Source organism: Nitrospira sp., assembly GCA_030653545.1.
GTDB lineage: Bacteria > Nitrospirota > Nitrospiria > Nitrospirales > Nitrospiraceae > Nitrospira_D.
On the sequence record JAURZE010000015.1, the window covers coordinates 40,512 to 65,942 of the forward strand.

Here is a 25,431-nt window from a genome sequence, read left to right on the forward strand (position 1 = left end):
AGCGATTGTGAAGGCGAACGACGCAACAGAAGGACTCACGCGCCTTGAAGAGGCGCAGCGGATCGTCTTGGAGGCCACTCCGACGCTGGGCCTGGAGAAAGTGTCGATCCTCGACGCGCTGGGACGTGTATTGGGCGAGGATATCGTCGCCGAGCGGGACAATCCGCCGTGGAACAACAGCGCCATGGACGGGTTCGCCGTGCGCTGGGAGGATATCAAACAGGAGCATGCGATCGAAAAGACCGTCACGCTGAAGGTGATTGAAGATGTCCCGGCCGGGAAAATGCCGACGAAGTCCGTCGGTCCCGGGCAGGCGATTCGTATTATGACCGGGGCGCCGATTCCGCAAGGAGCGGATACGGTACTGAAAGTGGAAGATACGGAACACACGCTGGATTCCGTTCGCGTCTTCAAACCTGAACCGCGCGGGTCCAATATCCGGCCGCAAGGCGAAGATGTGAAGAAGGGCGAATGCATCATTGCCAAGGGGACACAGATTCGTCCCGGTGACGCGGGCATGTTGGCGATTCTCGCGAAGTCCTTTGTCTTTGTCTATCAGCGCCCGCGGGTGGCCATTCTGTCGACGGGCGATGAGTTGGCCGATCTGGATGAGCGATTCAGCGAAGAGAAAATCATCAATTCGAACAGCTACGGGATTGCCGCGGCGGTGCAGGAGGCCGGCGGCATTCCTTTCCTGCTCGGGATTGCCCGCGATACTCCGGCGGCGTTGAAGGAGAAGATCTCCCATGGGCTGACGGCGGATGTGTTGGTCCTGTCCGGGGGCGTGTCGATGGGAGACTACGATTTTACCAAAGCCGTATTCCGCGAATTGGGCGCCGAGATGAATTTTTGGAAGCTTGCGATCCGTCCTGGGCAACCCCTGGCCTTCGGCAAGATTCAGGGCAAGTTGGCCTTCGGCCTGCCGGGGAATCCGGTCTCGTCGATGGTGACTTTCGAGCAACTGGTGCGGCCGGCCATCTTGAAGATGAACGGGCACCGGACCTACGGGCGGCCGCTGGTGCATGCAGTCATCCAGGAGAAGTTTTCGAAACGAACGGACCGCCGGCATTTCCTTCGCGGCGTGCTGACGCGGGAAGACGGTGTCTTCAAAGTTCGGACGACCGGTGCGCAAGGGTCGGGAATCTTGACGTCGATGGTGAAGGCGAATTGCTTGATCGATATTCCGGTCGAAGTGGAACGGGTGAATCCTGGCGATCTGGTGACCGTGCAATTATTGAGCGGGGAAGCCTGGAAGACGCAGTCGGAAGAGACTCACAGCATCGGGCATAAGACGTCCTGTTGTTGATCGTGGAAAGGGACTGAGTTCATGCCGGTGCCCATCGTGTCATTTGTCGGCCGGTCGAACAGCGGCAAGACCACGCTGATTGAGCGCGTGATTCCCGAGTTGGTGCGGGCGGGCTATCGCGTGGCGACGGTGAAGCATGCCGGCCACGGGTTCGATCTCGATACCGAAGGGAAAGATAGCTGGCGCCATAAACGTGCGGGGGCCAGCAGTGTCATCGTGATGTCCCGCGGCAGTCTGGCGATGTTTGCCGATGTGCCGGAGGAAATGAAGGTTGAGGAAATTCGGGACCGGTTTCTCGATGGCTCCTACGATCTCATTATTGCGGAAGGCTGGAAGAGTGAGGGGTATCTGAAGATCGTCGTCATCCGTGAACAGGTCGGCGAAGTGCCGGTCTCTCCCGACGGGCTGTTGGCGGTGGTATCCGATAAGCCGATCGATCTTCCTGTGCCGGTGCTCGATTTGAACGATGTCACGGGTGTCGCGGCCCTCATCATCAAGCACTTTCCGCGCGTCACGCATGAATTGGAACCGTAAAGCGACGCTGGTTCTGGCCCTGATCGTCGGAGCATTCGTCTTCGGCGGGATCGCAATTCCCCTGACCAATCATCCGAAGTTCTGTGCCAGTTGTCATACCATCACGCCCTCGTATGACAGCTGGGTGACGTCGTCCCATAAAGAGGTGACCTGTGTGGCCTGCCATGTCCGTCCCGGCCTTGAAGGATGGATTCATGACAAAGCATGGAATGGGACGAAGGATTCGATGATTCATCTGTTCGGCACGCCGACCGATTCCCACAATCTTCAGGCGAAGGTGGAGTCGGATGTCTGTGTGGGTTGTCACCGGAACATTCTGAGGGTGTCTGAAATCGCCACGCGGGATCTGCCTCCGCCTGTCAAGGACGTGGGGCTGGTGATGAGTCACCGGGCGCATATGGAGGCCTTTGGTGTGAGGGGGCAGGGCGAGGGGTGCACCACATGCCATTCAGCCGTGGTGCATGAAAAGCCGATCAAGGGCTATCCGATCGTGATTCCTCGTGGCCATGTGTCGGCTGACAGCCAGCCCTGGTATCCCGATCATCCCGAAGGATCGTATCTCCGCACCAGGACGTTGTCCGACTGTTTTCGCTGCCATGACGGCAAGCAGGAGTATCAGGGGAAGCCGGTCAGCCGAAAGTGCGAGACGTGCCATATCCCTGAAAAAATCAGTGCGGCCTTATTGTTCAATTGAGATCTGAGACTTTTGCGATGGCGTCACCCGTTCTTGAAGTCCGTAATCTGACCAAAACGTTCGGCGACTTTACGGCCGTCAACGGCATTTCGTTCGCCCTGCACCCTGGTGAGATCCTCGGAGTCTTAGGGCCGAACGGCGCGGGCAAGACGACGACGATGCACATGCTGCTGGGTCTCATTACACCCACTTCCGGGACGATCTCGATGTTCGGGATGGATCTGGAGACTCATCGGGAGGCGATTCTGCAGCGGGTGAATTTTTCATCCACGTATATGTCGATGCCGCAATCGCTGACGGTCGAAGAAAATCTGTGGGTCGTGGCCCGGCTCTATGGCCTGCCCGATGTCCAGCGAAAGATCGATGACATTGTGAAGAAGTTGGAGATGGGGGAGTTTCGGCACAAGGTCACGCGCAAGCTTTCGTCGGGGCAGATGACCAGGCTCACGTTGGCGAAGGCCTTTTTGACTGAGCCGAAGATCCTCTTCCTGGACGAACCGACAGCCAGCCTGGATCCTGATATCGCGCATAAGATCCGGGCCTTGCTGAAGGATGAACAGCGCGCTTCCGGTTTGAGTGTTCTCTATACCTCGCATAACATGCGGGAGATGGAAGAAATGTCGGATCGCATTATCTTCCTCCAAAAAGGAAATCTTGTGGCAGAGGGTACGGCTGCTCAAATTGTCTCCCGTTTCGGACAGACAGATCTCGAAGATGTGTTTTTGAAGTTAGCCCGAGAATCGTAGCGGCCCCGCAAGGCGGGGAAGGAATGGAGCGCTCCTATCATGGTAGAGACAGCCATCTCGTTTGTACTAGGGCTGGTGCTGGGCGGATTTGGAATCAGTGCCTGTTGGGGACTCTTTTGGTCGATCCTGGCCATCGTGGGTGTGCTGCGCGGCACCAGTAAGTGGCAAGTGGTGCGGGCCAGCCTGACGGCGGGATTGGTCCCTCTCCTGATGGTGACAGCGGTGGCGTGGATGATGGATAGCGCGCGCGTGGGTACCTGGCCCTTTCTGCTGGGAGTGGCGGGAATTCCGGTGACGCTGCTCGGATTGGGTCTGAGAAAATTACCGGACGGCACGCGTGTCGGCGAGCGGCTCGTGGGTGGAGCCCAGACGATGATGGATACCATGCTGGGACGGCATCATGAGTGCGGAGGATGCGGTGAGGAACATCACCACTAAGGCCCAATGAAGCTCCACCGAATTACTGCCATCGTGTTCCGTCACCTCTACCTCTATCGCCGGAGCTTGCCCCGGATAATGGAGATTTTCTACTGGCCGTTTCTCGATCTCGTCATCTGGGGATTTATTACCCTCTATCTCGCGCGGTATCAGACGCAGGTTCCCGGTTTCGTGACCTTTTTCCTCGGAGCGCTGATCCTCTGGGACGTGCTGTTCCGGTCGCAACAGGGGATCACGATTTCGTTCCTCGAAGAACTCTGGTCCCGCAACCTGATGAATCTGTTCGCGAGTCCGCTGAAGCCGAGTGAGTTTCTTGCTGCGACAATGATCATGAGCATCTTCAAGGTCGCCTGTGTGTCGTTGGTGATGGGGTTCTGCGCCTGGCTGTTTTACGATTACAGTATTTTGATTATCGGACTCTGGCTGCTCCCTTTCGTGCTGAATTTGGTGGTCACCGGATGGGTCATCGGCGTCTTTACCACCTCACTGATCATGCGGTTCGGGCAGGAGGCCGAGGTGTTGGCCTGGAGCATGGTGTTCCTCTTTCAGCCGATCTCCTGTGTGTTCTATCCGATGGATGTTCTACCGGCCTGGCTGAAGCCGGTCGCCTGGGCTAATCCGGCCGCGCATGTCTTTGAAGGAATGCGCGGCGTCCTCAGCCAGACCGGTCAGCCGGTTGAGCATCTTTGCTGGGCGATCGGGCTGAACCTCCTGTTTTTGACGGCCATGATCGCCTGGTTTCACCGGACGTTTGCCTATTGCCGGAACCAGGGTCTGCTGGTTCGGGTCGGGGAGTGACATTGAATTCACCGGACCCCTATGGTAGGCTACAATTACCTCATCGCCAGGGCCTCGCGATGAATCGTTAAAATAAAGCAGGCCCGCAACGATGTTGCCTTGCCCGGGAATTTCGTCGGAAGTCAGACCTGAGTCGCCGCATTGATCGCGTCTTCGGCCCGCTCCTTCCTCCGTCACTCGAGTCCAAGACAATATCATCATTTTCAAAGGAGGAACCCACATGGGTTCGAAGATCTACGTCGGTGGGTTGCCTTATGCGGCGACCGAACAACAACTCAGTGAACTGTTTGCCGCGCATGGGGCTGTCGAGTCCGCGCGCGTGATCACGGACAAGTTCACCGGCCAGTCACGGGGCTTCGGCTTCGTGGAGATGGCCTCTGATTCAGAAGCTCAAGCGGCTATTACGGCTTTGAACGGCGCCGATTTCGGCGGCCGGACCTTGACCGTCAATGAAGCGCGCCCACAGGAGCCCCGCACGGGCGGCGGCGGTGGTGGCGGACGCGGTGGATTTGGCGGGGGCGGGGGTGGCCGTGGTGGTAACGGCGGTGGTGGCGGCGGTAAGCGCGACCGCTGGTAATACATTCTGTGCCATGAGTCGTGAAGGGGCTGTCACCGCAAGGTGGCAGCCCCTTCGGCGTTTCTGCGACCGGCGGCCTTGTCATTCTAAAGACGAGGGTGATAAGACAGCTTGGTCGGGGCGCCGGTCCGTTGTTCCAAGGAGGAAGATTGTGGGGAGTCAGGGAGAGGTACGTTCGTCGACGGTGGCGCTCTCGGAGCTGCAGTCGTTTTCATTCCGCCAGAGTCCGGTGCTGGTCGTGGAAAACTTTTGGTCGGCCGATGAGCGGCAGTATTTCCGCGACGCGATGAATCAGGCGGCCTGGAAGAGTTTGTCGGATCTTCCCAAGGTGCGGGAAGATTTCCCGGATTCAGGCAATTGGGCGAAAGCGGAGATCGGCCCGGCGCAGGGGAATCGATTCTTGTCCCGATTGCAGCTGCCTTGTATTCAGGAACACATGGAATCGTTTCCGAACATCATCGGCCGCCACATGGGGTTCAGTTACTACTCGTATTCGGCCGGGGATTGCTTGCTGACGCACGACGATACCGATCAGGGGCAGCCGGTCGGAGGCCGACGGGCCCCGTCACGGCGAATTGCGCTGGTGAGTTATTTCCACGAGGAGTGGCAGTCGGATTGGGGAGGGGAACTGATCGTCTATGCCACTCGTTCGACCCACACGGCAGAGAAGCCGGCATTGTCCGTCACGCATTGTATCGAGCCTCGTCCGGGGTCCCTGGTCATGTTCACCGTGCCGCGGTTTCACCGTGTGTGTCGGGTCGATCAAACGGCCGGTCAACACCGACGCCTCTCCATCGCAGGCTGGTTCATGACGGAGCATGCCTAGCCATCCCGCCTGGTTCAAGGACGCACAACGTTCATAGTGTATGTGGATGAGGTCTGAGGGAGGGGTTACCCGAACCAGTCGACATCGTTCGCCGCTTTCCCCAGATGCAGATTGAGCGCCGGAGGGGGACTCTGGAGGACATCGCGGATCAGCTGAATCAAAGCAGCTTTTTCAAACGGCTTTTGCAGGAATGGCAGTGCGCCTCGCTTGATGCCGTGGCTGGTGAGTTCCTTGTCAGGATTCCCCGACATAAGGATGATTCGGAGCCCTTGGCGCATGGTGGCGGCGCGCATGGCCAGTTCATGCCCATGGACATGGGGAAACGCATTCGAACCGGAAGCGAGCTGGAATCCCGGAGGAGGCAGTACCAGGTCGGTCAGTAAGACATCAATCGGCCCCTCGTGCTTTGAACAGATTTTCAGCGCCTCCGAACTGCCATCCGCTTCCAGGATTGTGTAGCCTTCAGCCTGGAGGAGTGCGCGGCATAACTTGATGATGGACGGCTCGTCATCCACGACGAGAATTGTTGCGGGTGAGTGAGACGCTGGGCTATTGGCGGCAGTCTGATCCATATGGGGCTACTACTTAATCGGTTAGACTCAGCCTATTCTTGAGTCGTCATCAGCGCCAGAAAATATGTATTTTGTGCTAGTCGCGGAGGGGGGGCAGGACGGCAGGTCGATCATCGAGACCGGGACTCGGTTTTGACGGCCTGGATTATGACGGAGAAATCGGTGGGGCCGGCTGCTTCCATCCTCCCCCCAACGCTTTGAACAGGCTGACCATATCCGTCAATCGTGCCCGTTCAGTCAGGACTACTTGGGTTTCGGCCGAGAGCACAACCCGTTGGGCATCAAGCACATCCAGGTAATTCACCAGGCCTTTGCGATACCTGACTGTGGCCAGGGTCACAGCCGTCCTGGCAGCCGCGAGCTGTTCCTGCTGGCGAGCCAACTGCTCGCCTCTGCTATTCAGGGACACCAGCAGATCGGCCACTTCCCGAAAGGCCTGGAGGATGGTCTGCTGATAGCTTTCCAACATTTGCTGGTAGCGCGATTCCGCCTGATCGAGCCGTGCCACATTCGTTCCGCCGAGGAAAATCGGCAGGGTGATCGATGGACCGATACTGTAGTTCCAGCTGTTTCCTGAAAACCAGTTGGCGAATTCGGCGCTTTGGAGGCCGCCCTGTCCGGTGATGGACAGGGTCGGGAAGAAGTAGGCGCGGGCCTGGCCGATCCGGGCATTCGCGGCCATCAGCGTGGATTCTGATTGGAGAATATCCGGTCGCCGTTCGAGTAACTGAGAGGGCAAACCGACGGGAATTTCCGGTTGCGTCACGGCGGCGCTCAGAGCCTTGCGAGGAAGGTCAATCGAGCCGGGCGATGAACCCGTGAGGACCTCAAGGCGATGCAGTTCCACCGTCCGGCTTCGCGTCAAGTCGGGGAGCAATCCGGCAGCTTCGGCCAATAAAACGTCGGTTCTCGCCACATCCAGGTCGGAGGCGAGGCCGACCGATGCCCGCTTCTTGATAATGTCCAAGGATTCCTGTCGTACTGCAACGGTTCTGGCAGCAATCTCAATCTGTTCGTCGAGCTCACGAATGCGGAAGTAAGACTGTCCAAGATCGCTGATCAAAGACAGGGCGACCGCCCTGGCATCCTGTTCATTCGCGCCGACCTCGGCGACGGCAGCCTCTTCCCCGCGGCGGATGCGGCCCCAGAAATCCAGTTCCCAGCGCAGATCCATGGATCCGTTCCAGAGGTTGAATGTACTGCCGGGGGTGGCGAAGACTTGCGGCCCCGGCTGTCCGCCTCGGGCAAGCCCCAGGCCCGCGAAGGTGTTTTTCGAGACGGCCAGACTGCTGTAACTGCCCTGTAGGTTGACCTGGGGATAGAGTCCCGCCGAGGCAGACATGACGGCCGCGCGGCTTTCGAGCACGCGGGCCACCGCGCGTTTCACATCGTGATTCTGCTGCAGGGCGCGCTCGATGAGACCGGTGAGTTCGTCGTTTCCGAATGCGCACCACCATTCGGCATCGGGCTGCTGATCGGCGGGAAATTGCGCCGGATCTGCCTCTGCGATGTTCGACCAGTTGCTCGGAACGTCGACGGCCGGGCGTTCATAGTTCTTTCCCTGTACGCAGGCAGTCAGACTCAGAGCCGCGAGTACGATTGTAAGGGTCGACGTGCGCCGCGTCATGGCGCCGGCTCCTGCTGGCGAGCTGCGGCAGGGTGGGATGCTGATGCTGCCGGGCCGGCAGGTTGGCGTTGGATGAACACATCAACTTGTTGGCCGGCATAGACGGGAAACGGCGGACGATCAAATCGGTAGATGATCTGAAGGACTCTGGTGTCGACTCGTTCGGTATTCTCTCCCGTCAGCGATTTCTTCGGGACGACATAGGGCTCGATGCGGACGAAGGTGAGCGGAATCTTTGTGCCGGCCATCGATTTGAGAGAGGCTACTCCCGATGCCTGTGGAACGACCAGCGGGGCGTTCACCTCGTCGACGTCGGCTCTAATTTGCAACCGCTGGGTGTCGCCGAGGAGCATGAGCGGCTCGCTCGATCCCGGAGTCGCGTATTCTCCCGCTCGAACATTGACCTGCAAAATGGCTCCATCGCGGGGAGCTCGAACAGTCAGCCGGTCGAGGAGCATCGTGACTTCCTCGCGCTGGGCGATGGCTTGCTTCAGATTGGCTTCGAGGCGCTGCTGCGTGCGCTTCGCAACCTCGAGGGCATACCACGTGCGCTTGAGATCGTCTTCACTCACGGCACGTTCATCGTGCACGGATTTGAGTCGGCGCAACTGGGTGTCGAGATCGCCGATGCGGTATTTCTGCTCGTCGATCTGGGCTTGCAGCGGCGGAATTGCCGCGTCGCGGATCAGCAATTGGGCGCGCAATTCCCGGTCGTCGAGTTGGAAAAGCGGGGCCTGCTCTTTCACCTGATCGCCGACGGCTACGAACATCTTGGTAATCAGGCCGGCGACCGGTGGGGCGATGCGGACGTTTTCGTTCACGGACTCGATGATTCCGGATGCCGCCACGGTCTGTTCATAGGGTGAACGGGGCGGCTCAGAAATCGGTGTGGGCATCGGTTCGGTTTTATTGGCGCCCATCAGGACCCAGGCTGCGAAGGCAATCCCGGCCAGGGCGGCCCATACACTGACGCGTTTGAGGATAATCATGCCGTGCCCTCTCTCGTAATCGTTTCGATGCCGACAATCCGTCCATCCGTGAGGTTGGCCATACGGTCGCCGAAGTGAAAGATGCGGCTGTCGTGAGTGACGATGACGACACAGCGGTCCGGTGCGCGTCCCACTTCGCGTAACAGCTCCATGATCTTCTGTCCGTTTTGGCCATCCAGTGCCGCAGTCGGCTCATCGCAGATGAGCAGGCGCGGTTCATTGACCAGCGCCCTGGCGATGGCGACTCGTTGTTGCTGCCCACCGGATAAGTTCTTGGGCAGGAATTCAGCCCGGTCACCGAGGCCGACTCGCTCGAGCATGGCCCGCGCCCGCCGTAAGGCTTCGGAGCGACCGATCTTCTGGATCAGGAGCGGCACGGCGACGTTCTCGGCTGCCGTCAATGCAGGCAGCAGATTGAATTGCTGATAGATGAAGCCCATCGTCTGGCCGCGGAATGTCGTGCGCTTCCCTGCCGGCAGATCGCTCAGCGGCACCCCCAGCACATCGATGTCGCCTTCATCAATGTCGAGAATGCCGGCAATGGCTGACAACAGGGTGGTTTTCCCGCCCCCGGATTCGCCGACGAGCAACAGCATCTCGCCCAGATAAATGTCGAGATCGATTCCTCTGAGGACGGTCACTTTCGTGTCGCCGGTGCCGAAGGATTTCACGATCCCGCGAAGCCTGACGGCTGCCGGTTGTGTCTGTCGTTCCACTGGATGGTCCATCATGCTCACCGGAAGACAATCGCCGGCTCGAGCCGGGCGAGTTTGATGATGCTGATCAACGCTGAAAATGTGCAGATGGCCAAGAGTGCCACCAGTACGAGGAGCAGCAGTTGCCAGGTCTCGATGAAGGGTAAGCCGCCGCTCCGTGCCGTGAAGAACCCGAACACCGTGGCGAGGCCGATGCCGACTCCATAGCCGGTAAGGCCTACCGTGAAGGCTTGCAAGAGGATCATCCGTGCCAGCGTAAAGGTCGATGCGCCCATCGCTTTGAGGGCGCCGAATTGCCGGAGGTTTTCGACGGTGAACAAGTAAAACGTTTGCCCGGCGATCGCCATGCCGACGATGAATCCCAGCAGGATCGTCGTGCCGAAGTTGATCCCAATGCCGGTATTCTTGAGGACCCAACCGATAGTTTTCCAGCCGAAGTCTTCGGCGGTGAAGGCGCCCAGCCCGGTCTGTTCATGGATGCGTGCGGTGACTTCTGCGGGAGAGACACCGTCTTTCGCTTTGGCGAGGACATAGGACAGGGTCCGGCGCTCACGAGGCACGTAGCGGATGGCCCGTTCGTAGGTGGTGTAGACGACCGGGATGTTGGTGAAGCTCTTTTGGGTCTTGGCGATGGCGACGACGCGGGCCAGCTTGTCGTTCAGTTCGAAGACCGTGCCGATCTTGATGACGTTCGGGCCGCCCATCCGTTCCACCGCCCATTGGTCCAGCACGACGGCATCGGGCTGCAGCACATCTTCGAACCGTCCTTCTAAGACTTCGGCCGGCCGCCCGATCAGTGTTGAGGATTCCAGCCCCGTGAGAGTGATCTGATGATAGTCTCCGTTCGATAGGCGGGCGCGTAATAATCCTTTGTAGAGCGGCACGGCCCATTCGACGCCGGGCACACTGCGCACACGGTCCACCGCGGTGTCGGCGATCGGCTTCACTTCATCGACCTGGGCAATGCCGGGATCCGTGACCCAGATCGGCACGTTGAGATTGCTGACGCTGGATTGGGACCAGATCATGAGCCCCCAGAAGATGGAACCCTGCTGAACGATGAGCATCACGGCGAAGGTCAAGCCGCAGAGCAGCATGAGATACTTGGCGCGATCGCCGAACAGCATTCTGAGCGCCACGTAGTTCACGCCGGTTCCTCCATATGGGGTTCCGGATGATCGGGAGGATACGCCATCACCCGGGGCGGTTGAGGCAAAGTCACGTTATCGTGGCGATGAAAAAAAATGGTGCAAAGACGAGCGATGGGACAGCCATGGTCCAGCGCCATCGTCCAGAATCGGCGAACATGTTGGCCGTCGGCCATCTGATCTTCGTCCATGAGTCGGAACGGTCCGGGGAATGCCTTGCTAAATGTAATGCCGCGCCCGGCCAGCCGTTCGGCCAATCCTTCCGTGAGATATTCCAAGACTTCTCCACACCAAGACAGTTGCTTGCCGTCTGTGGTCTGTTCACCGGAGGGAAGGATGGCGGCCTGTCGCTCAGCGAAGTACGCTTCGATGGTTCGGCTGAGATGTTCCGGAGTCACAGGAAGATGCTGTTTCATGCCGCCGATGTAAAGCAGGGACAATGCCAGCTCGGCGAACGTGTGCATGATGGTTGCGCAAGTCCCTGATGAAATGGGAAGAGCCGGGAGAATGACGGGAATGAGCCGGTACTGACGCAAGCTGAAATGTGCCGGCAGATGGGCAACGCGGGGTGTAACTGCCGATATGCGGGCAGATTATTTCTTGCGGCGCGGGGGGCGGGTAATCCCGAGTTTCTTCATTCGATGCTGCAGTGTCGACCGCTTCATCCCGAGGCGTGCGGCCGCGCCCTGTTTTCCGGCCAGGACCCAGTTTGTCTGGCTGAGTGCCTGGATGATATGGGTGCGTTCGGCGTCTGCCAATGTGCGCGGGGATTCTTTTCCGTCGGCATGGCTTGGCAGAGGGTCCAATTCATCGATGACCAGAACTGGTCCCGGGCTGACGATCACGGCCCGTTCGATCATGTGTTCAAGCTCGCGCACATTCCCGGGCCAGTCGTATGCAACCAGGGTTTTCAACGTGGTGGTCCCGATGCGTCGTATGGTTTTGCGGTGCCGCTCGCTGAACTTCTTTACGAAGTGACGGGCAAGCATCGGAATGTCGTCGCGACGGTCCCGGAGCGGGGGGATCCGGATCGGAAAGACGTTGAGCCGATAGAAGAGATCGGATCGAAAGAGGCCCTGCTTGGCTGCCTGTTCAATATTGACGTTGGTCGCGGCGAGGACGCGGACATTCAGCTTGATGGGGTGTGTGCCGCCGACGCGTTCCAACTCCTGCGTTTCGAGTACACGCAGGAATTTCGCCTGGAGATCGATCGGGAGTTCGCCGATTTCGTCCAGGAAGATCGTGCCTCCGTTCGCGAGTTCGAAGCGGCCGATCTTGCGTGCCGCGGCGTTGGTAAATGCGCCCTTTTCATGGCCGAACAGTTCCGATTCGATCAGGGTCGGCGGCAGCGCGGCGCAGTTGATCGTGATCAACGGCTTGTCCTTTCGCGGCGACAAGCGATGGATGGCCTGAGCGACCAGTTCTTTCCCCGTGCCTGTTTCCCCCGTGATGAGCACGGTGGATTCGGTCGGCGCCACGTGCTCGATCGCCTTCAACGTTTTCTGCAGCGCGGGGCTTTCTCCGACCAGTTTGTTGAAATCGACCGATGCGGCCATCTCGTCGCGGAGGTAGACATTCTCCTGTTCGAGTTGCTCCTTCAAGGAACGGATTTCTTCGTAGGCCGTGATATTCGCGATGGCCTGTGAGAGGTGAAATCCGATCTGTTCGGTGAACGCCAGATCCCGATCGGAAAAGGCATTGCGGCGTCGGTTGCCGATGGCGAGAAATCCATACGGTGTTCCGCGCACGATCAGGGGGCAGAGCATACAGGAGAGGATGCCGACGGACTCGATATAGGCGCGCTCGGGGAAACGCTCGTGATTGTGCCCTGTCATGAGGAGCGGTTTTCCGGTGGCCATCATCTCGGCGGGAGCCATCTGTTCAACGGGAAACCGGCGGAGTTGGGCGAGATCGATCTCGACGCCGTCGCGATAGATAATCTCGAACCAGGGCCCCTGTGGCAATTGAACGAATCGGACCAGCCCGGTCATGTCTTGCCGGATGACACGATGCAGAACCTCGTTCACCACCGGCATGAGTTCTTCGATGGTCATCGTGCCGACCACAACACGGCTGTTAATCGTCATCAGCGCGTCACGTTCTTCGGAGGCCAGAACGTTCTGGAGGACCGGCCCCAACCGGGCGCCGAGCTGTTCAAGAAGGATGCGGTCTTCTTCGGTAAATGCGCTGACCCTATTGACGGCGATGGTCGCGATGATCGCGATCGTACGAGCGGACTGATCTTCTCGCGGGGATGCGAGAGTGACGGGAGCCGCCAGCACTGAGGCGGTTTGGAACGGGGCGGTCTTCAACACGACGGTTTCCGCCCAGGAGGAGTCGGCTAAATTGTTCTCGAGAAGCGCATGTCCCTGTCGGACGACGGCTTCCTTGATGGTTCCCTCTGCCGGCAGTTGACCGATGAGATAGCCGGGGGAACCGGGGGTTCTGAGTAGATTGGAGACGGGGGCGAAGGTCTTCGTGGTTTCGCTATACAGGTAGAAGCCTACGAGATCGCCTTTCAAGGTTTTGAGCAGTTCTTGTGATAGCTTCAGGTCGAACTCGTGAAGCCCGCGACAGGCGAGCAGAGCGCTGATAATTCGCAGAGAGTTCTCCTGTGGCTCTACAGTGCCCATATATGGGCACTGTAGCATGGCATGGGAATATTAGGGAAGGTAAGGCGAGATCTGACGGATTAATCCTGAGCTGAGCGGGTCTTAAGGGCATCCAGCCGTTTTTTATCCAGACTGACATGGAGAGACTTATCTTGGGTCACTGTGACGGCGCCGGGCGCCTGACCCTTGGCTTTCTTCACCCACTTGCGCCGCGTATAGATCACCTCGCCTTTTCCGCTTTTCTTGAGGTCGCTATAAAGTAACGCCAATGTTGCGGCGTCCCGGATGGTTTCCGGTGGCGGGTCGCTGCCCTTTTCGAGGCGCACGACCACATGGGATCCCGGTGTGCCGCGAGCATGGAGCCAGAGGTCGTCACTTTTGGCGAGGCCGAAGGTCAATTCGTCGTTCTCCCGTGCATTCCGTCCCACAAAGATCGGGAGCCCATCCGATGAGGTGAAGCGGCGAAAGGGGCCGCGCCGTTCTTCCGGCCGTTCGTTCGCTGTCAATCGATCCCGTTGCCGAGTGGGCGCAGTGGTTGACGGTTTGACCGGTGCCGGTTGCCAGGTTCCTTGCTCGATGGCGGAGAGCTCCCGGCGGAGCGCATCGATCTCGGCTTCTCCCCGTGCAATCCGAGGAAGCAGTTCTCGCTCCGCTGTCGCGTGCTTCCGTTGTTTGCGGAAATAGTCGTCCATATTGCCTTGAGCAGACTTCGTCGGATCGAGCGGGATCGTGAGTTGGGGCAGGGCCTCATCGAAGTAGTCGACGACAACGATCGACTCCAGCCCTTTCTTGATCGTGCCCAGGTTGGCCTTCAACAATTCTCCATAGCGGGCATAATGGCGATATTTCTCCGCTTTAACGAGGTCGCTTCGCCAGGCCTCCACGCGCCGCCCCTGTTTCTTGATCGCTTTTCTGATCTGGTTTGCGCGGGCGTCTCGGACGGCGGCCGAGTTGTCCGTCGATTCTTTCTCGTCATAGTAGGATTCAATTGCGGCGGATAAGCCGCACGGCCCGTGCGCATCGGCTGCGAAACGGGTGTCTCGTTCCCGTGGTCCGGCACCGGCTGAAAGAGCCGGTGTTTGGTATGGTGTGCCATACATGTCGGTCGAACGATTCAGATCTCTCAACAGCCGTCGTTCAAAATCAAGCACCAGAAGATTGGCTCGGTTGCCGGTCAGTTCTGCAATCAATCGTTGGGGACCTGCTTTGGTCGTGAGCGACAGGGCCACGATACGGTCCCGCCCTTCTTGACGAAGGTCGTCAACCCGTGCGCCGTGGAGATGAGCCCGAAGGTATTGGCAAAAGGGCGGCGGAGCTGGCGGATTCTGCAACGCATGAGTGATCAGGTGAATGCGCGTCGATGCGGGATGGGCCGAGAGCAGCAGGCGATGCGTGTGTCCGGGCGTTCGGATTTCCAGCACGACCGTCCGTGATGTCGGTTGATAGGCTTTTTGGATCCAGCCTCCGATCAGCGCCGGAGCCAGTTCAGCTACGACCTGGGTAATTTCTGTCGCCGTCAGTGCCATTGTTTGTCTGTGTCACTCCGCCGTAGGGTTGAGGGGCGGCACCGGTCTTTCTCCATTTATGTCGCATGGGGCCAATTCGGTCAAATCTCCTCCACCGCAGCCCTGTTTCGACTGCGCACACTCTACGATTCAACGCAAAAACCCGCAAGGGCATGAAGATGCGCTGGCTGGCATCCAGCTTGCTTTGTTCACGGGTAAGCAGGATTTCAGCAAGCTGCTAGGCTCTGTATAGCGGCCGTGCGGTATCTGTGAAGCAGCCTGCGCCATTTGTGATTTGGAGGATGCTATGAAGTGCACAAGATGCGAAGGTCTCATGGTGGTCGACAATCTGGTCGATTTGCAGGAAAGCTGCGTGCCCATGTGGATGCGCGGTATGCGCTGTGTGTCCTGCGGTAATATCGTGGATCCGTTGATTCTCCGTCATCGTATGATTCAGAAATCCGGAGCGATGAAGCTCCTGAAGCCTGGCGTGCTGGTGCCGGAGTTTGCAGAGCATCTGAAAGCCACCGCCTGATCGGTTGGTGCAGGGCCTTCGCCACAATCTGAGTGCGTTGACCGCGCCCGAACCCACGCATGGGATATTCTCCCTGCCGTTTCCGAATCTTTCCAGCTCAGGTTCCTTCTTGCAGGCCCGTCCTTCCTACGTTACAGTCTCCTTCATTTCAAAACGGCTGTTACGGGAGGCGGAAGGTGCTGCTATTCGATTCCCCATCGCTCATCGCACTGAATCTTGAACTTCGATTGTCCATGCGGAAGCTGCTCCAGGATCTCGGCCGGGAGTTGCAGGACGATTACGCTGAATTGGCATCACAGCTCGTGTTTCCAGCAGACTATGTGCAATTTCTCAGTCGCAGGTTGAAAGCTGAGGACTTGTCCAATTGGAAAGTCGTCGGGTGGATCGAGTCGCTGAACGATTGTGTGTACTTTCTGGATATTTGGCAGCAGTGGCGGACGGAGTCGGACCGCCGGGAGTTTGCCGAACAGCTGTTTGCTGAGTGTCAGGAAAAGTTTTTCGAAAATAGTTATCTCGACGAGCTGTTTCCCAAAGGTAAACCGCAGGTGACTGGTCTGGATGGCCGGCTCGCGCGGCTGTGCAAGCGACTGGCGCAGGATATTGCGCAAGAAGCCCTGTGGCTCGATCCCGCCGCTGCGACCGCCTGGTGCCGCATGGGCAAGAAGGTGCCGTGGAACGTGCCGGGCAACCTGGCGCAGAACTTTGAAAAAGCGGAGGAGGCCGGTGCCGTACCCCTTGGAGTCGCAGGGGATCAATGCGAAGCGCCGCCTTCTCTGAAGCGTGTCCTGACGCGCGCAAAAAGCCGTGCGGTCTTTCGCATCGATGAGACTGGGATTGCCTTGAAAGTCGGGCGACTACTTGCCCCGGTCTGGTCTGCTGTCGGCGGGCAGGCTCAATGGCATTGGGCGGTGCGTCCGACCGCTGAAGTTCTGTGTACCTCATATGGCGCAGTGACCGTCGGATCCACCCTCATGTATGGCAAAGACCGTCAGCCGAAGAAGGTGGTTCCGACAGACCCGAAGCAGGCCGCACGGATCCGGCGGGCCTGGGAAACGATTCATACGGCATGGCCTGAAGGGCATGAGGTCCTGGCGCTGTTGACCTCGCGGATTATTCCGCTCAACGCGAAGGGCGTCGTCAGTTTCAGTTACCGCCATCGTCCCGGCCTCTCCTTCATCAATTGTTTCGACCGTGACAATCTCGACCTTATCGACGATCTGATTCACGAGAACAGCCACCACCACTTGAATCTGCTCCTGCGCAAACACGTCATGTATCACGGCGACCGCAATCAGCAGATCTTTTATTCGCCCTGGCGCCGGAGCCTGCGCCCATTGCGCGGGATTCTGCACGCGACCTTTACCTTCACCATGGGGGCGCTGCTGTTCGAGCGGCTCTCGTCGTGGGCCGAGACGAAGCAGGGAATGAAGCAGTGGAAAGCGGCCGGATTAACGCAGCGCGATCTCATGCGGGCGCGCTTTCGCTGCCTTGAAGAGATCGAATCAGTCCGCTACTCGATTCAGGATCTGGAATATGCCGGCGGGCATCTGAAGTGGTTGACCGGATCCGGCGCACGTTTAGTGAGGCAGCTGGAAGAGCAGATCGGGAATGCCGAAGCGCACATCCTCTGCCACCGCGAAGCGGTCATGCGCTCCACGTTCGGCCCCGCCATCCGGCGCCACATCAAGGAGCTTCAGCAGGCCCGCCAAGCCTTCGGGCCGGTGCGGTTGGGGGCGGTGTAAGCAGGCCGATCCCCCTGGTTCGTTGTTCTTGTGCGAAGGCTGGGGTATCATCCCAACCATGAAGCGGCACGTTCTTAAAGTCAGGAAGGCTACTGTTAGTAAAGCCAAGAAGGGCAGCCTTCCAGAATCTGCTGCAATGCGGCGCAAGGTAAAACAAACCTTTGCGGCGCAGGTCGATGCGTTCATCGACCGCTATCGCCCCGCTCTCGAAGCCCTCGCCAAGCGGTGATCTATCTCAGTGTCGAGCAGGTTCTCTTTCTTTACGATCGCTTGATCGAGGAGACGGGTGGGCAGCACGGTGTCCGCGATCTCGGTGGACTACAGTAGGCTCTCGCGCTTCCGCAGGCGGTCATCGCTGATACTGAGTTCTATCCAGACGTGTTCAGTAAGGCCGCGGTTTTACTGGATGGGCTGACGAGAAATCATCCCTTTCTCGATGGGAATAAACGGATCAGTATTGCGACCGCCGCCCTGTTTCTGGAAGTGAACGGCTATCGCGTGACTACGACGAATACTGATTTGGAAGGGTTTACAATACATGTGACGACGATGGAGCCAGGCCTTGATCAGATTACCAAGTGGTTCAGAGACAAAACCGTTCGAATCGCCCGGCGTTGATCAAAAGCCCATAGAGGTGATGCCATGGACACGAATTCAAATAAGGTACAAGCCAAGGTTGGAGTAGGCCGGGCGGGGATCAAGGCGATTGCCAAGGACCTTCGCAAACAGTACGGATCAATGCTGAAACGGCTGGCAGGCTAAAGAAGCTATAGGTCACGAAAGGCGGCGGTAGGGTTCGGTATTCTTCTCCATCACCCGCATGGCAGTGGCACGGAATGCGTCATCAGGCTGACCAATGAAGTCCATGATGCCGAGGCGCACGATCTGCTCGACCGTCAGCCCCTCGCGTTTACCCAATACCTCCAATCGCCGCATTTCTTCATCTGAAAGAGAAATCGTGACCGTTGCCATGATTGGTTCCTTCGCTTTGGATGCTGCAACTCATAATGAAGTTAGCATAGGGGAAAGGATTTCTGAGGGCAAACTCTTGAAGTGAACCTGCCCTCATATAAAGAAGCTTCACCAAGTTCATCGAATGTACGGGTTGGTCTGGTGGTCAAGAGAGGACGGTTCAAAGCACCATTCTCGTTCCTGCTGAGAAACGATTTATTACTCCATTTTCGGCCCCGTCCTCCGCTGCCTATCAAGGAGCTTCATCAGGCCCGCCAAGTCTTTGGACCTGTGCGGACGACATTGCTAACTCAGCGTTATAGATCTTGGTAATTTGCGAGTATTTCGGGAAGCTGGTTGTAGGAGGTGGCTTTAGCAAAGAAGCCCACAGCCTCGTGAATATAGGGATCGCGTCGAGCCGCCTGTGTTAGAAACTCGTGAGTACGTTTGTCTACGATGATTGCATCTACATAGGGGGCGAGACAAGCGAGATAATCATCCCCGAGGTCGCTTCCGCTGGCTCGAGGCGCCGACCTTCGGGCATCTCGAATTGCCCTTTGAAGTATTTCTGAAGGTATTTTTGCATCTCGAATATTTCCCCAAACTAGTTCGAGATCTATCTCCATTTGATTAGTAGCAACTCTTGCGAGTTTTCGAAGTCGTGCTAACCGCTTAAACTCACCTAAGGTTGTGCTATCGGTAATATCGCTCTTAGGGACATCATGCTGTTCCACGAAAGCATCAAAAGCATTGCTGCTTCGTTGTATTGCTTCGCCCAAGTTTTTAGCCACCATGCTGACAAAGTCTTCAGCTGTTCTGTGAGGATCAATGAGCCTAGCGTCTCCGCGCTGAGATAAGTCCTCTGTGGTCTTGGAGATTTCTTCAATCAGTGGCTGCTTAAAGGCCCCGGGGTCGTTGATTTGGATGTTCCGAAGCTTCCCGATCTCAGTGGCATCGTTTATTCTACCCTCAGAATGTAGAATTGAAGAAACTTCCTGCTCGCGAGTCGCCATTGCTTCGAGTGTTGAGTGCATGGACTCCCAATCATCAAGCATGGCGATATCTGTGGGCGGTCCGTATTGAAGGAGTCGTGCCCTAACTGCTTCTCGCATTTTATGAAAGTCTATGGTCGGGAACGCAGCTATGGCAGCAACCTCTGCCTCAAAAACATCGACGACTGCTCCTAGCATTTTCGGATTGTAGGATCTGCCGATCCAGGCTATTTGCGAGAATGATCTGAGAAAATCTATTCGTCTCCGACCTATTTCTATATCAGCATGGCGTACAAGTTCTATGAAGTGGTGTAAGCATATGATCGGTGTCCAGGTAGCATCGAACAGGCGCTTTTGAACTTCGTGTGCTGAGCTGCAAAGTTTAGGATTTTTGGCCAAAGCGTCTTTGGCCCAAGAGGCGAGTATTGAGGAGTCAATTGCAACGAATCGAGGGAGTATTAATCTCACAATCGTTATTCGTGAAGGTGGAAATCTTCTTCAGGGTGTTCGAAAAGGTCGTTCGGTAAAGGCGAAGCGAGGCAGAATCAAAGTAGTACTCACTCCCTGGTATTCATTGCAATCCTCACGGCTCGACCACCACATCTACAAACGCCGGCAGGCTATCTGCCCCCTTCTTATCCGTCACGCGTAGCTTGAATCGATAGGTGCGGGGCTCGGAGACGTGGGGAGCTTGGAAGGAGGCTTCGGGGCCATTCACATCGAGGAGCGGCACTTTACTGCCGCGGACTTGGCTCCACGAATAGTAGAGCGCTTCGCCTTCCGCATCGCTGCTGTTCAACCCGCTCAGCTTCACCTTCGTTCCAGCCTTCACCGTTTTGTTCTTGCCTGCATCAGCGACCGGTGGTTCGTTGGGCTCATCGTTCACGGTCACATGGATGTCGAGCGATGCCTGTTTGCCGCGATTGGTCACGGTCAGGATCGTCTTGCCGTTGCCGACGATTTGCAGCATTCCACCGCTCAGGACCTTGATGACGGCGGGGTTAGCGCTCTGGTAGCTGGTGCCGCTGGCCGGCGAGGCGAGCGGCCGCACGACTCCGTCGGCGAACTCGCCGACGACTGGAAGTTCGAAGACCTTGCCCAGCGAATCGACATGGCCGAAGGCCGATGACTGCCCTGTGCGTCCCAGTTGCAACGGTTTGTCCGTCTCGAAGTCGATCGTCTGCAGGGCCGCTTCCGGCTCAACCTTCACCATGACTTCGTCGAACACGGTGCGAGTTCCCAAACGTCCACGTGAAATTTCTGCGACGGCCAGCAGGCGCATCAGTCCGATCGCTTCCTGTGGAACTTTCAGGGAGCCGCCGAACGGCGGCGTTTGGTCCGAACTGGAGGAGAGGGCGGCGACGGCGACCACCGGGGCGCCGGAGATGCTGTCTTTCCGGGAGAAGCGATCATCGCTCAGCCTATCTTGCTGGGGCATGATCGACACCTCGGAGTCGTCCTGCTGCACGAGGGTCTCGGCCTGTTCCCCGTACCAGTAGTAACGGACCTTCACGATGCCGCTGTCTGCGCCCAGATCGACTGTGACGGTGACGGCTTGACCGGATTTCAGCGTGGCGCCGTCGGCCGGGGCCGCGATTTTAAACGCAAAGGTTGGGTCTGCTGACAGCAGGCTGCCGACAGCCAAGGTCAAGAGGTACAGGCTTCGAATCCACGGTTGACGCGTCACACTTGGCGCTTCATGAACCATTGCTACCTCGTCAGGTGGTAGGGCACATCGGTCAACACGACACGATCTTTGAAGAGCAGGGCTCCTTTCAAGAGCAGCGCCCGTTGATTGTGGAGGATATTCTGCCACCATCGGGCCGGCAAGATCTCCGGGATGACGACAGTGATCCAGCAATCAGGATCCTTCTGTTGGAGGTCCTCAATGTAGTCGAGGATCGACCCGAGAATGGAGCGGTAAGGCGATGGGAGGACGACAAGCGGCACGCCGCAGCCCCACTGGGCCCACTTCATTTCGACGAGCGCGGTTTCTTCTTTGTCGACATCAACCAGGATGGCGCGAATCTCGCCGCCCCGGCTTCGGGCATAGTCCACGGCGCGGACCACCGAGCGATTGACCCCTCCGATCGGCATAATCACAAGGTTGCGGCGGGGCCGCGGCGGGCGGGTGTCCCGGGTGAGCGATACCTGTTCGGCGACCGCTTTGTAGTGCGCTCGAATCCCGCGGAACATCATGATGAGGATTGCGACAAGCAGAAAGACGATCCATGCGCCCTGCACAAACTTGGTGGTGGCAATGATGACGGTTGCCACGCCGGTGGTGATCGCGCCGATGCCATTCACCACGAGCTTTTTGCGCCAGTGCAGGCCCCGTTTGACCAGCCAGCGCTTGACCATGCCGGCTTGGGATAGGGTGAATGAGACAAAGACGCCGATAGCATAGAGGGGGATTAAGGCGTGAGTGTCGCCACGGAAGATCACGAGTAGCAGACAGGCGAAAAACCCGAGAATGAAAATACCGTTGGAGAAGACCAGTCGATCGCCAAAGCTGGCCATCTGATGCGGCATATACCCGTCCCTGGCCAGGATGGACGACAGGTGAGGAAATCCCGCGAAGGCGCTATTGGCGGCCAGGATGAGGAGGAGCATGGTGCTGATTTGGACCGCGTAGTAGATGGCGCCGGAACCGAATGTGAGGCGTGCTAGTTGCGAGACGACTGTTTCATCTGCTTTGGCGAGAATGCCGTAGTGGTAGGCCATCCAGCTGATGCCCATAAACAGAACAGCGAGGATGGCCGACATCCAGATCATGGTCGTCGCGGCATTCTTGGATTCCGGCTCGCGGAAGGCTTTCACGCCGTTCGAGATCACTTCCATTCCGGTGACCGCCGAACAGCCGGCGGCAAAGGCGCGCAGGATCAGAAACAGCGTTACCCCGTCAAAGCTGTCTTGGCCGGCCGTGGTGGGAGGCGCGACGGGCACAGCTCCTGGTCCGACCAGAGATTGGATCGTCCCAATGACGACCATGATGCCGAGTGCGCCGATGGCAAAATAGGTCGGGACTGCGAAGAATTTTCCGGATTCGCGCACGCCGCGGAGATTCATGACGATGATGAAGAGGATCGCCGTCAATCCCAGTGCCTCCCGGTGAGGGAAGAGTATGGGGACGGCTGACGTGAGGGCGGCAATGCCGGCGGCCACGCTGACGGCGACCGTCAGGATGTAGTCGATCATCAGCGCGCCGGCGGCGATCAAGGCCGGGAGTTCGCCCAGATTGGATCGAGCGACGATATAGGCGCCGCCTCCCCCGGGGTATTCGTAGATGATCTGGCGGTAGGAGATCGTCAGAATCAGGGTCAGCATCAGAATGGCGACGCTCACGGGAATCGACCAGGAGACGGCGGCGGAGCCGGCCAGAATCAGGACGAGGAGAATTTCCTCCGTGGCGTAGGCCACCGATGAAATCGCATTGGAGGAGAAAATGGCCAGAGCCAGCGTTTTGGAAAGCCGTTCGTGCGCCGCTTGTGTCGTCTTCAGAGGGTCGCCGACGAGCCAACGTTTCAGAAGCATCTTATATTATCGCACAACCGGCAGGAGGAAGGAAAAGACGCGGGAGCGGGCTGGCTGGTAGAAGGCCGAGAGCTATGACTGGCCGTACGTCGCTCCGAGAGCGTAGCCATCTCGACAGTCCTCGCAATGGGACTGAGCAAAGACGACCTGCTTGGCATGGAGGTTGTGTCGGGTGACGTAGGCTTGGAGCTGGGTCCAGACGCTTGTATGGCCGGCGTCGTTACTATGGTCATAGACTCGTCGGCAGAGTTCGCACATGGGAACGATTCGTGTGGTGGATTCGGGCATGATGGGTTTGCTCATTCTCCGTGATCGTGGCCCCTACTGACGCGAAAGGGTGGGGAGGATTGCAGGGTGCTGAATCCGTTCGCCGCGCAGGATTCTGGTCAGCAGGCTGGTCAGGTCACTGGTCCGTTGTTTGACAAGAAAGCCCGAGGCCCCTGCCTCAAAAGCGGCCTCGGCATAGGCAGTGTCGTCATGGGTTGAAAAGAAGACGATCTTGGTTGCCGGGAGTTCCCGGGAGAGCTGCCGGCTTGCGGCTAAGGCGTCCCCGAACGAGGGCGTGAAATCGAGGAGGGCCAGAGCCGGCTTGTAATGGTGTGCGGCCAGCACCAGTGATTCGCCGTCCATCACGCTGGCGACCACGTCAAAGGCGCTATTCACCAAGGCCTCTGTGAGGGCCAGCATAGCGCGTGATGAATCGCCGATGATAATGGCGGGACGAGTAATTGGTGTCACGATCCCGACTCCCTCGGTTTCGGCCTGTAACCGGCGGGGACTATAGAGGGAAAACGGGAGAATGGCACCAGTAAGACTACGAGGGTGCCGGGAGAAAATTACCAAGGAGGCTGGGGGGCGGATATCGTCTATGACAGGCGTGCCAGCCCGTTTGTCAGAGCAAACTTAATCAGTTCAACGGTGCTGTGAAGATCCAGTTGTTGCATGAGTTGGGCTTTGTGGAACTCGACCGTTCGATGCGAAATATTCAGTTTGGTGGCGACATCTTTCGCTGAATGGCCGTCAACAATGAGCTGCAAGACTTCCTGCTGCCGCGCGGTCAGTTCAACGAGAGGCGGTTGGTCATGGCTCAGCGCGCCGTCGACCACATCTTTGGCAATCAGTGGGGTCACATAGGACTGCCCCCGCAGCACGGTGTGGAGGGCCTGAGTCAATTCGGCGCCCAGAGATTGCTTGAGGAGATAGCCGCAGGCCCCGGCCTGAAAAGCCGCGCGAACGTAGGCGGGATCCGCATGCATTGTCACAAACACCAGCCTCATCGAGGGGAACTTGGATTTTAGGGTGCGGGCGGCTTCGATGCCGTTCATCACAGGCATAGAAATGTCCAGGATGACGATGTCGGGACGATGTTGCGCGGCCGCCTTCAATAACGCCTGTCCGTCTCCGACCGTCGCCAGGAGTTCGCAGTGGGTTTCGAGGAGGCGCCGAAAGCCTTCGAGTACCAGGGTGTGGTCGTCAGCGAGAATGACGGTCGGTTTCTTCATAGAGAGGAAGGCTCGAACAGCGGGAGATGCACGTGGATTTCCGTACCTTGCCCTGGTTGAGACTGTACGCGAGATGTTCCACGAAGCGCCAGTGCCCGCTCGCGTAAGTTGAAGAGGCCAAGGCCTTGTCGTCCGTGTTGGGTGGCACCGACCTCGAACCCGACGCCATTATCGCGAACTGTGAGATCAAGCTCTCGCTCATTGCTGAAGAGTTCCACTTCCACGCACGTGGCCTTGGCATGGCGGGTGATATTCGAGAGGCATTCCTGGACGATTCGGTAGACGGCTGTGGCAATCGCTTTGGACGGCGAGGTGATGAAGGGTGGATTGACCAGCAGCGTTTTAATCTTTGTCCGATGAGTAAAATCGTCGAGCAAGCGCCGCAGTGCGGCGTCCAGGCCAAGGTCGTCCAATATCGAGGGGTGAAAGCGATAGGCCATGTGTCGGACGTCGTTCGAGAGGGTGAGAATGTCCTCCTGGCTTTGATCCAGGGTGGTGCGGACCGATTCGGGCAGGGTGTGTTCAGGCTGTTCCAGCGTCCGAAGACCGAGGGCCAGCATCGCGAGCCGCTGATTGATATCGTCATGTAAGTCGTGCGCAATGCGCCGCCGTTCTTCGTCCTGCACGGTCAGGAGGCGGCTGGTCAGGGCGCGCAGTTCTTCCTGCGTCTGGCGAAGCGCCAGCTCCTTTGCGGCAATTTCAGCCGTACGGCTCTGCACACGGGTTTCCAGCGATTCATTGACGCGCCGGAGCAGCGTTTCTGTCTGCCGGCGTTGGGCGAGGAACAGGATTGGCGCCCATATGGCGACCAGGCTGAATGTCCGGTTCGACAGGGCCACCCAGGGCGGGACGCCTGGAATCGATGGGCTGAACCATGCGCCGACGATGGTGAGGGCAGAGCATCCCGCGGCGGTCACGATGGGAAGTCGGGGTGACGGGCTGAGTGCGGCAAGAAATACTACGCCTGCATAGAGCACGGCGTTCGCGACTCCCAATGGCACTAAGAGGTCGAGGCCAAAGAGCGCAAGGCTGACCCCAATGATAAGAACGTGAAGCAGCTGAGGCGTCATGACATCCTGTCGGTTCC

General features: G+C 58.1%; 28 protein-coding genes. 12 read left to right on the forward strand and 16 right to left on the reverse strand.

Features of this window, described 5'->3' with window-relative positions; translation table 11 throughout:
* Nucleotides 1-7: 7 nt before the first annotated feature.
* The 8 genes from Q7U39_05780 (at nucleotide 8) to Q7U39_05815 (ending at nucleotide 5,919) form a co-directional block, all read left to right on the forward strand.
* Nucleotides 8-1,306: a molybdopterin molybdotransferase MoeA gene (locus Q7U39_05780; protein MDO9117444.1), complete on the forward strand. Its 1,299-nt coding sequence runs from the start codon at nucleotides 8-10 to the stop codon at nucleotides 1,304-1,306.
* A 21-nt stretch (nucleotides 1,307-1,327) separates the two neighbouring features.
* Nucleotides 1,328-1,840 (forward strand): molybdopterin-guanine dinucleotide biosynthesis protein B, encoded by a 513-nt coding sequence (gene mobB, locus Q7U39_05785; protein ID MDO9117445.1) that lies wholly within the window; start codon nucleotides 1,328-1,330, stop codon nucleotides 1,838-1,840.
* Nucleotides 1,824-2,534 carry a NapC/NirT family cytochrome c gene (locus Q7U39_05790; protein MDO9117446.1) on the forward strand — a complete coding sequence of 237 codons (711 nt, stop codon included), beginning with the start codon at nucleotides 1,824-1,826 and terminating at the stop codon, nucleotides 2,532-2,534. The genes mobB and Q7U39_05790 overlap by 17 nt, the downstream gene beginning before the upstream one ends.
* 17 nt (nucleotides 2,535-2,551) lie before the next feature.
* A complete protein-coding gene (locus tag Q7U39_05795; protein MDO9117447.1) occupies nucleotides 2,552-3,280 on the forward strand; it encodes an ABC transporter ATP-binding protein in 729 nt (242 codons plus the stop codon).
* 39 nt (nucleotides 3,281-3,319) lie between these two features.
* A complete protein-coding gene (locus Q7U39_05800; protein ID MDO9117448.1) occupies nucleotides 3,320-3,718 on the forward strand; it encodes a hypothetical protein in 399 nt (132 codons plus the stop codon).
* Nucleotides 3,719-3,724: 6 nt separating this feature from the next.
* Nucleotides 3,725-4,516: an ABC transporter permease gene (locus tag Q7U39_05805; GenBank protein MDO9117449.1), complete on the forward strand. Its 792-nt coding sequence runs from the start codon at nucleotides 3,725-3,727 to the stop codon at nucleotides 4,514-4,516.
* Between the two features lie 220 nt (nucleotides 4,517-4,736).
* Nucleotides 4,737-5,093, forward strand: coding sequence for an RNA-binding protein (locus Q7U39_05810; GenBank protein MDO9117450.1), 357 nt, complete (start codon nucleotides 4,737-4,739; stop codon nucleotides 5,091-5,093).
* 151 nt (nucleotides 5,094-5,244) lie between these two features.
* Nucleotides 5,245-5,919, forward strand: coding sequence for a 2OG-Fe(II) oxygenase family protein (locus tag Q7U39_05815; GenBank protein MDO9117451.1), 675 nt, complete (start codon nucleotides 5,245-5,247; stop codon nucleotides 5,917-5,919).
* Nucleotides 5,920-5,984: 65 nt separating this feature from the next.
* On the opposite strand, the gene Q7U39_05820 is transcribed toward Q7U39_05815, so the two are convergent.
* From Q7U39_05820 to Q7U39_05855, 8 genes are all read right to left on the reverse strand, one after another.
* A complete protein-coding gene (locus Q7U39_05820) occupies nucleotides 5,985-6,491 on the reverse strand; it encodes a response regulator (GenBank protein ID MDO9117452.1) in 507 nt (168 codons plus the stop codon).
* A 145-nt stretch (nucleotides 6,492-6,636) separates the two neighbouring features.
* On the reverse strand, nucleotides 6,637-8,118 hold the full coding sequence (locus Q7U39_05825) for an efflux transporter outer membrane subunit (protein ID MDO9117453.1): 1,482 nt from the start codon (nucleotides 8,116-8,118) through the stop codon (nucleotides 6,637-6,639).
* Nucleotides 8,115-9,107 carry an efflux RND transporter periplasmic adaptor subunit gene (locus tag Q7U39_05830; protein MDO9117454.1) on the reverse strand — a complete coding sequence of 331 codons (993 nt, stop codon included), beginning with the start codon at nucleotides 9,105-9,107 and terminating at the stop codon, nucleotides 8,115-8,117. Before Q7U39_05830 ends, Q7U39_05825 begins: the two co-directional genes overlap by 4 nt.
* Nucleotides 9,104-9,823: an ABC transporter ATP-binding protein gene (locus tag Q7U39_05835; GenBank protein ID MDO9117455.1), complete on the reverse strand. Its 720-nt coding sequence runs from the start codon at nucleotides 9,821-9,823 to the stop codon at nucleotides 9,104-9,106. The genes Q7U39_05830 and Q7U39_05835 overlap by 4 nt, the downstream gene beginning before the upstream one ends.
* A 17-nt stretch (nucleotides 9,824-9,840) precedes the next feature.
* Nucleotides 9,841-10,971: an ABC transporter permease gene (locus Q7U39_05840; protein ID MDO9117456.1), complete on the reverse strand. Its 1,131-nt coding sequence runs from the start codon at nucleotides 10,969-10,971 to the stop codon at nucleotides 9,841-9,843.
* On the reverse strand, nucleotides 10,968-11,435 hold the full coding sequence (locus Q7U39_05845; GenBank protein ID MDO9117457.1) for a hypothetical protein: 468 nt from the start codon (nucleotides 11,433-11,435) through the stop codon (nucleotides 10,968-10,970). The genes Q7U39_05840 and Q7U39_05845 overlap by 4 nt, the downstream gene beginning before the upstream one ends.
* A gap of 129 nt (nucleotides 11,436-11,564) precedes the next feature.
* Nucleotides 11,565-13,604, reverse strand: a complete 2,040-nt coding sequence (locus tag Q7U39_05850) for a sigma 54-interacting transcriptional regulator (GenBank protein ID MDO9117458.1) — start codon at nucleotides 13,602-13,604, stop codon at nucleotides 11,565-11,567.
* Between the two features lie 59 nt (nucleotides 13,605-13,663).
* Nucleotides 13,664-15,109: an NFACT family protein gene (locus tag Q7U39_05855; protein ID MDO9117459.1), complete on the reverse strand. Its 1,446-nt coding sequence runs from the start codon at nucleotides 15,107-15,109 to the stop codon at nucleotides 13,664-13,666.
* Nucleotides 15,110-15,395: 286 nt separating this feature from the next.
* On the opposite strand from Q7U39_05855, the gene Q7U39_05860 reads away from it, so the two are divergent.
* The 4 genes from Q7U39_05860 (at nucleotide 15,396) to Q7U39_05875 (ending at nucleotide 17,983) form a co-directional block, all read left to right on the forward strand.
* Complete coding sequence (locus Q7U39_05860) at nucleotides 15,396-15,623, forward strand: hypothetical protein (protein MDO9117460.1); 228 nt, start codon at nucleotides 15,396-15,398, stop codon at nucleotides 15,621-15,623.
* Between the two features lie 176 nt (nucleotides 15,624-15,799).
* Nucleotides 15,800-17,365, forward strand: coding sequence for an HEXXH motif-containing putative peptide modification protein (locus Q7U39_05865; GenBank protein MDO9117461.1), 1,566 nt, complete (start codon nucleotides 15,800-15,802; stop codon nucleotides 17,363-17,365).
* Nucleotides 17,366-17,423: 58 nt separating this feature from the next.
* Complete coding sequence (locus tag Q7U39_05870; protein ID MDO9117462.1) at nucleotides 17,424-17,594, forward strand: hypothetical protein; 171 nt, start codon at nucleotides 17,424-17,426, stop codon at nucleotides 17,592-17,594.
* Nucleotides 17,595-17,716: 122 nt separating this feature from the next.
* Entirely contained in the window at nucleotides 17,717-17,983 is a 267-nt protein-coding gene (locus Q7U39_05875) for a type II toxin-antitoxin system death-on-curing family toxin (protein MDO9117463.1), read from the forward strand.
* A gap of 156 nt (nucleotides 17,984-18,139) precedes the next feature.
* Here the strand turns inward: Q7U39_05875 and Q7U39_05880 are convergent, their stop codons facing one another.
* The 8 genes from Q7U39_05880 to Q7U39_05915 all read right to left on the reverse strand — a co-directional run bounded on the left by Q7U39_05880 (nucleotide 18,140) and on the right by Q7U39_05915 (nucleotide 25,414).
* Complete coding sequence (locus Q7U39_05880; GenBank protein MDO9117464.1) at nucleotides 18,140-18,337, reverse strand: ribbon-helix-helix protein, CopG family; 198 nt, start codon at nucleotides 18,335-18,337, stop codon at nucleotides 18,140-18,142.
* 296 nt (nucleotides 18,338-18,633) lie between these two features.
* Nucleotides 18,634-19,776 (reverse strand): hypothetical protein, encoded by a 1,143-nt coding sequence (locus tag Q7U39_05885; protein ID MDO9117465.1) that lies wholly within the window; start codon nucleotides 19,774-19,776, stop codon nucleotides 18,634-18,636.
* A gap of 115 nt (nucleotides 19,777-19,891) precedes the next feature.
* Entirely contained in the window at nucleotides 19,892-20,995 is a 1,104-nt protein-coding gene (locus tag Q7U39_05890; GenBank protein MDO9117466.1) for a PKD domain-containing protein, read from the reverse strand.
* A gap of 23 nt (nucleotides 20,996-21,018) precedes the next feature.
* On the reverse strand, nucleotides 21,019-22,842 hold the full coding sequence (locus Q7U39_05895) for an APC family permease (protein ID MDO9117467.1): 1,824 nt from the start codon (nucleotides 22,840-22,842) through the stop codon (nucleotides 21,019-21,021).
* A 72-nt stretch (nucleotides 22,843-22,914) separates the two neighbouring features.
* Entirely contained in the window at nucleotides 22,915-23,145 is a 231-nt protein-coding gene (locus tag Q7U39_05900; protein ID MDO9117468.1) for a hypothetical protein, read from the reverse strand.
* Between the two features lie 18 nt (nucleotides 23,146-23,163).
* Complete coding sequence (locus Q7U39_05905) at nucleotides 23,164-23,580, reverse strand: response regulator transcription factor (protein ID MDO9117469.1); 417 nt, start codon at nucleotides 23,578-23,580, stop codon at nucleotides 23,164-23,166.
* Between the two features lie 128 nt (nucleotides 23,581-23,708).
* Nucleotides 23,709-24,344, reverse strand: a complete 636-nt coding sequence (locus Q7U39_05910) for a response regulator transcription factor (protein MDO9117470.1) — start codon at nucleotides 24,342-24,344, stop codon at nucleotides 23,709-23,711.
* Complete coding sequence (locus Q7U39_05915; GenBank protein ID MDO9117471.1) at nucleotides 24,341-25,414, reverse strand: sensor histidine kinase; 1,074 nt, start codon at nucleotides 25,412-25,414, stop codon at nucleotides 24,341-24,343. Before Q7U39_05915 ends, Q7U39_05910 begins: the two co-directional genes overlap by 4 nt.
* Between the last annotated feature and the right edge of the window lie 17 nt (nucleotides 25,415-25,431).

Excerpts from the sequence above, each read along its gene's own strand:
- mobB (MDO9117445.1), top strand. The coding sequence starts at position 1,328 with ATGCCGGTGCCCATCGTGTCATTTGTCGGCCGGTCGAACAGCGGCAAG.
- Q7U39_05790 (MDO9117446.1), top strand. The coding sequence starts at position 1,824 with ATGAATTGGAACCGTAAAGCGACGCTGGTTCTGGCCCTGATCGTCGGA.
- Q7U39_05795 (MDO9117447.1), top strand. The coding sequence starts at position 2,552 with ATGGCGTCACCCGTTCTTGAAGTCCGTAATCTGACCAAAACGTTCGGC.
- Q7U39_05800 (MDO9117448.1), top strand. The coding sequence starts at position 3,320 with ATGGTAGAGACAGCCATCTCGTTTGTACTAGGGCTGGTGCTGGGCGGA.
- Q7U39_05805 (MDO9117449.1), top strand. The coding sequence starts at position 3,725 with ATGAAGCTCCACCGAATTACTGCCATCGTGTTCCGTCACCTCTACCTC.
- Q7U39_05810 (MDO9117450.1), top strand. The coding sequence starts at position 4,737 with ATGGGTTCGAAGATCTACGTCGGTGGGTTGCCTTATGCGGCGACCGAA.
- Q7U39_05820 (MDO9117452.1), bottom strand. The coding sequence starts at position 6,491 with ATGGATCAGACTGCCGCCAATAGCCCAGCGTCTCACTCACCCGCAACA.
- Q7U39_05825 (MDO9117453.1), bottom strand. The coding sequence starts at position 8,118 with ATGACGCGGCGCACGTCGACCCTTACAATCGTACTCGCGGCTCTGAGT.
- Q7U39_05830 (MDO9117454.1), bottom strand. The coding sequence starts at position 9,107 with ATGATTATCCTCAAACGCGTCAGTGTATGGGCCGCCCTGGCCGGGATT.
- Q7U39_05845 (MDO9117457.1), bottom strand. The coding sequence starts at position 11,435 with ATGCACACGTTCGCCGAGCTGGCATTGTCCCTGCTTTACATCGGCGGC.
- Q7U39_05850 (MDO9117458.1), bottom strand. The coding sequence starts at position 13,604 with ATGGGCACTGTAGAGCCACAGGAGAACTCTCTGCGAATTATCAGCGCT.
- Q7U39_05855 (MDO9117459.1), bottom strand. The coding sequence starts at position 15,109 with ATGGCACTGACGGCGACAGAAATTACCCAGGTCGTAGCTGAACTGGCT.
- Q7U39_05860 (MDO9117460.1), top strand. The coding sequence starts at position 15,396 with ATGAAGTGCACAAGATGCGAAGGTCTCATGGTGGTCGACAATCTGGTC.
- Q7U39_05870 (MDO9117462.1), top strand. The coding sequence starts at position 17,424 with ATGAAGCGGCACGTTCTTAAAGTCAGGAAGGCTACTGTTAGTAAAGCC.
- Q7U39_05880 (MDO9117464.1), bottom strand. The coding sequence starts at position 18,337 with ATGGCAACGGTCACGATTTCTCTTTCAGATGAAGAAATGCGGCGATTG.
- Q7U39_05895 (MDO9117467.1), bottom strand. The coding sequence starts at position 22,842 with ATGCTTCTGAAACGTTGGCTCGTCGGCGACCCTCTGAAGACGACACAA.
- Q7U39_05900 (MDO9117468.1), bottom strand. The coding sequence starts at position 23,145 with ATGAGCAAACCCATCATGCCCGAATCCACCACACGAATCGTTCCCATG.
- Q7U39_05910 (MDO9117470.1), bottom strand. The coding sequence starts at position 24,344 with ATGAAGAAACCGACCGTCATTCTCGCTGACGACCACACCCTGGTACTC.
- Q7U39_05915 (MDO9117471.1), bottom strand. The coding sequence starts at position 25,414 with ATGACGCCTCAGCTGCTTCACGTTCTTATCATTGGGGTCAGCCTTGCG.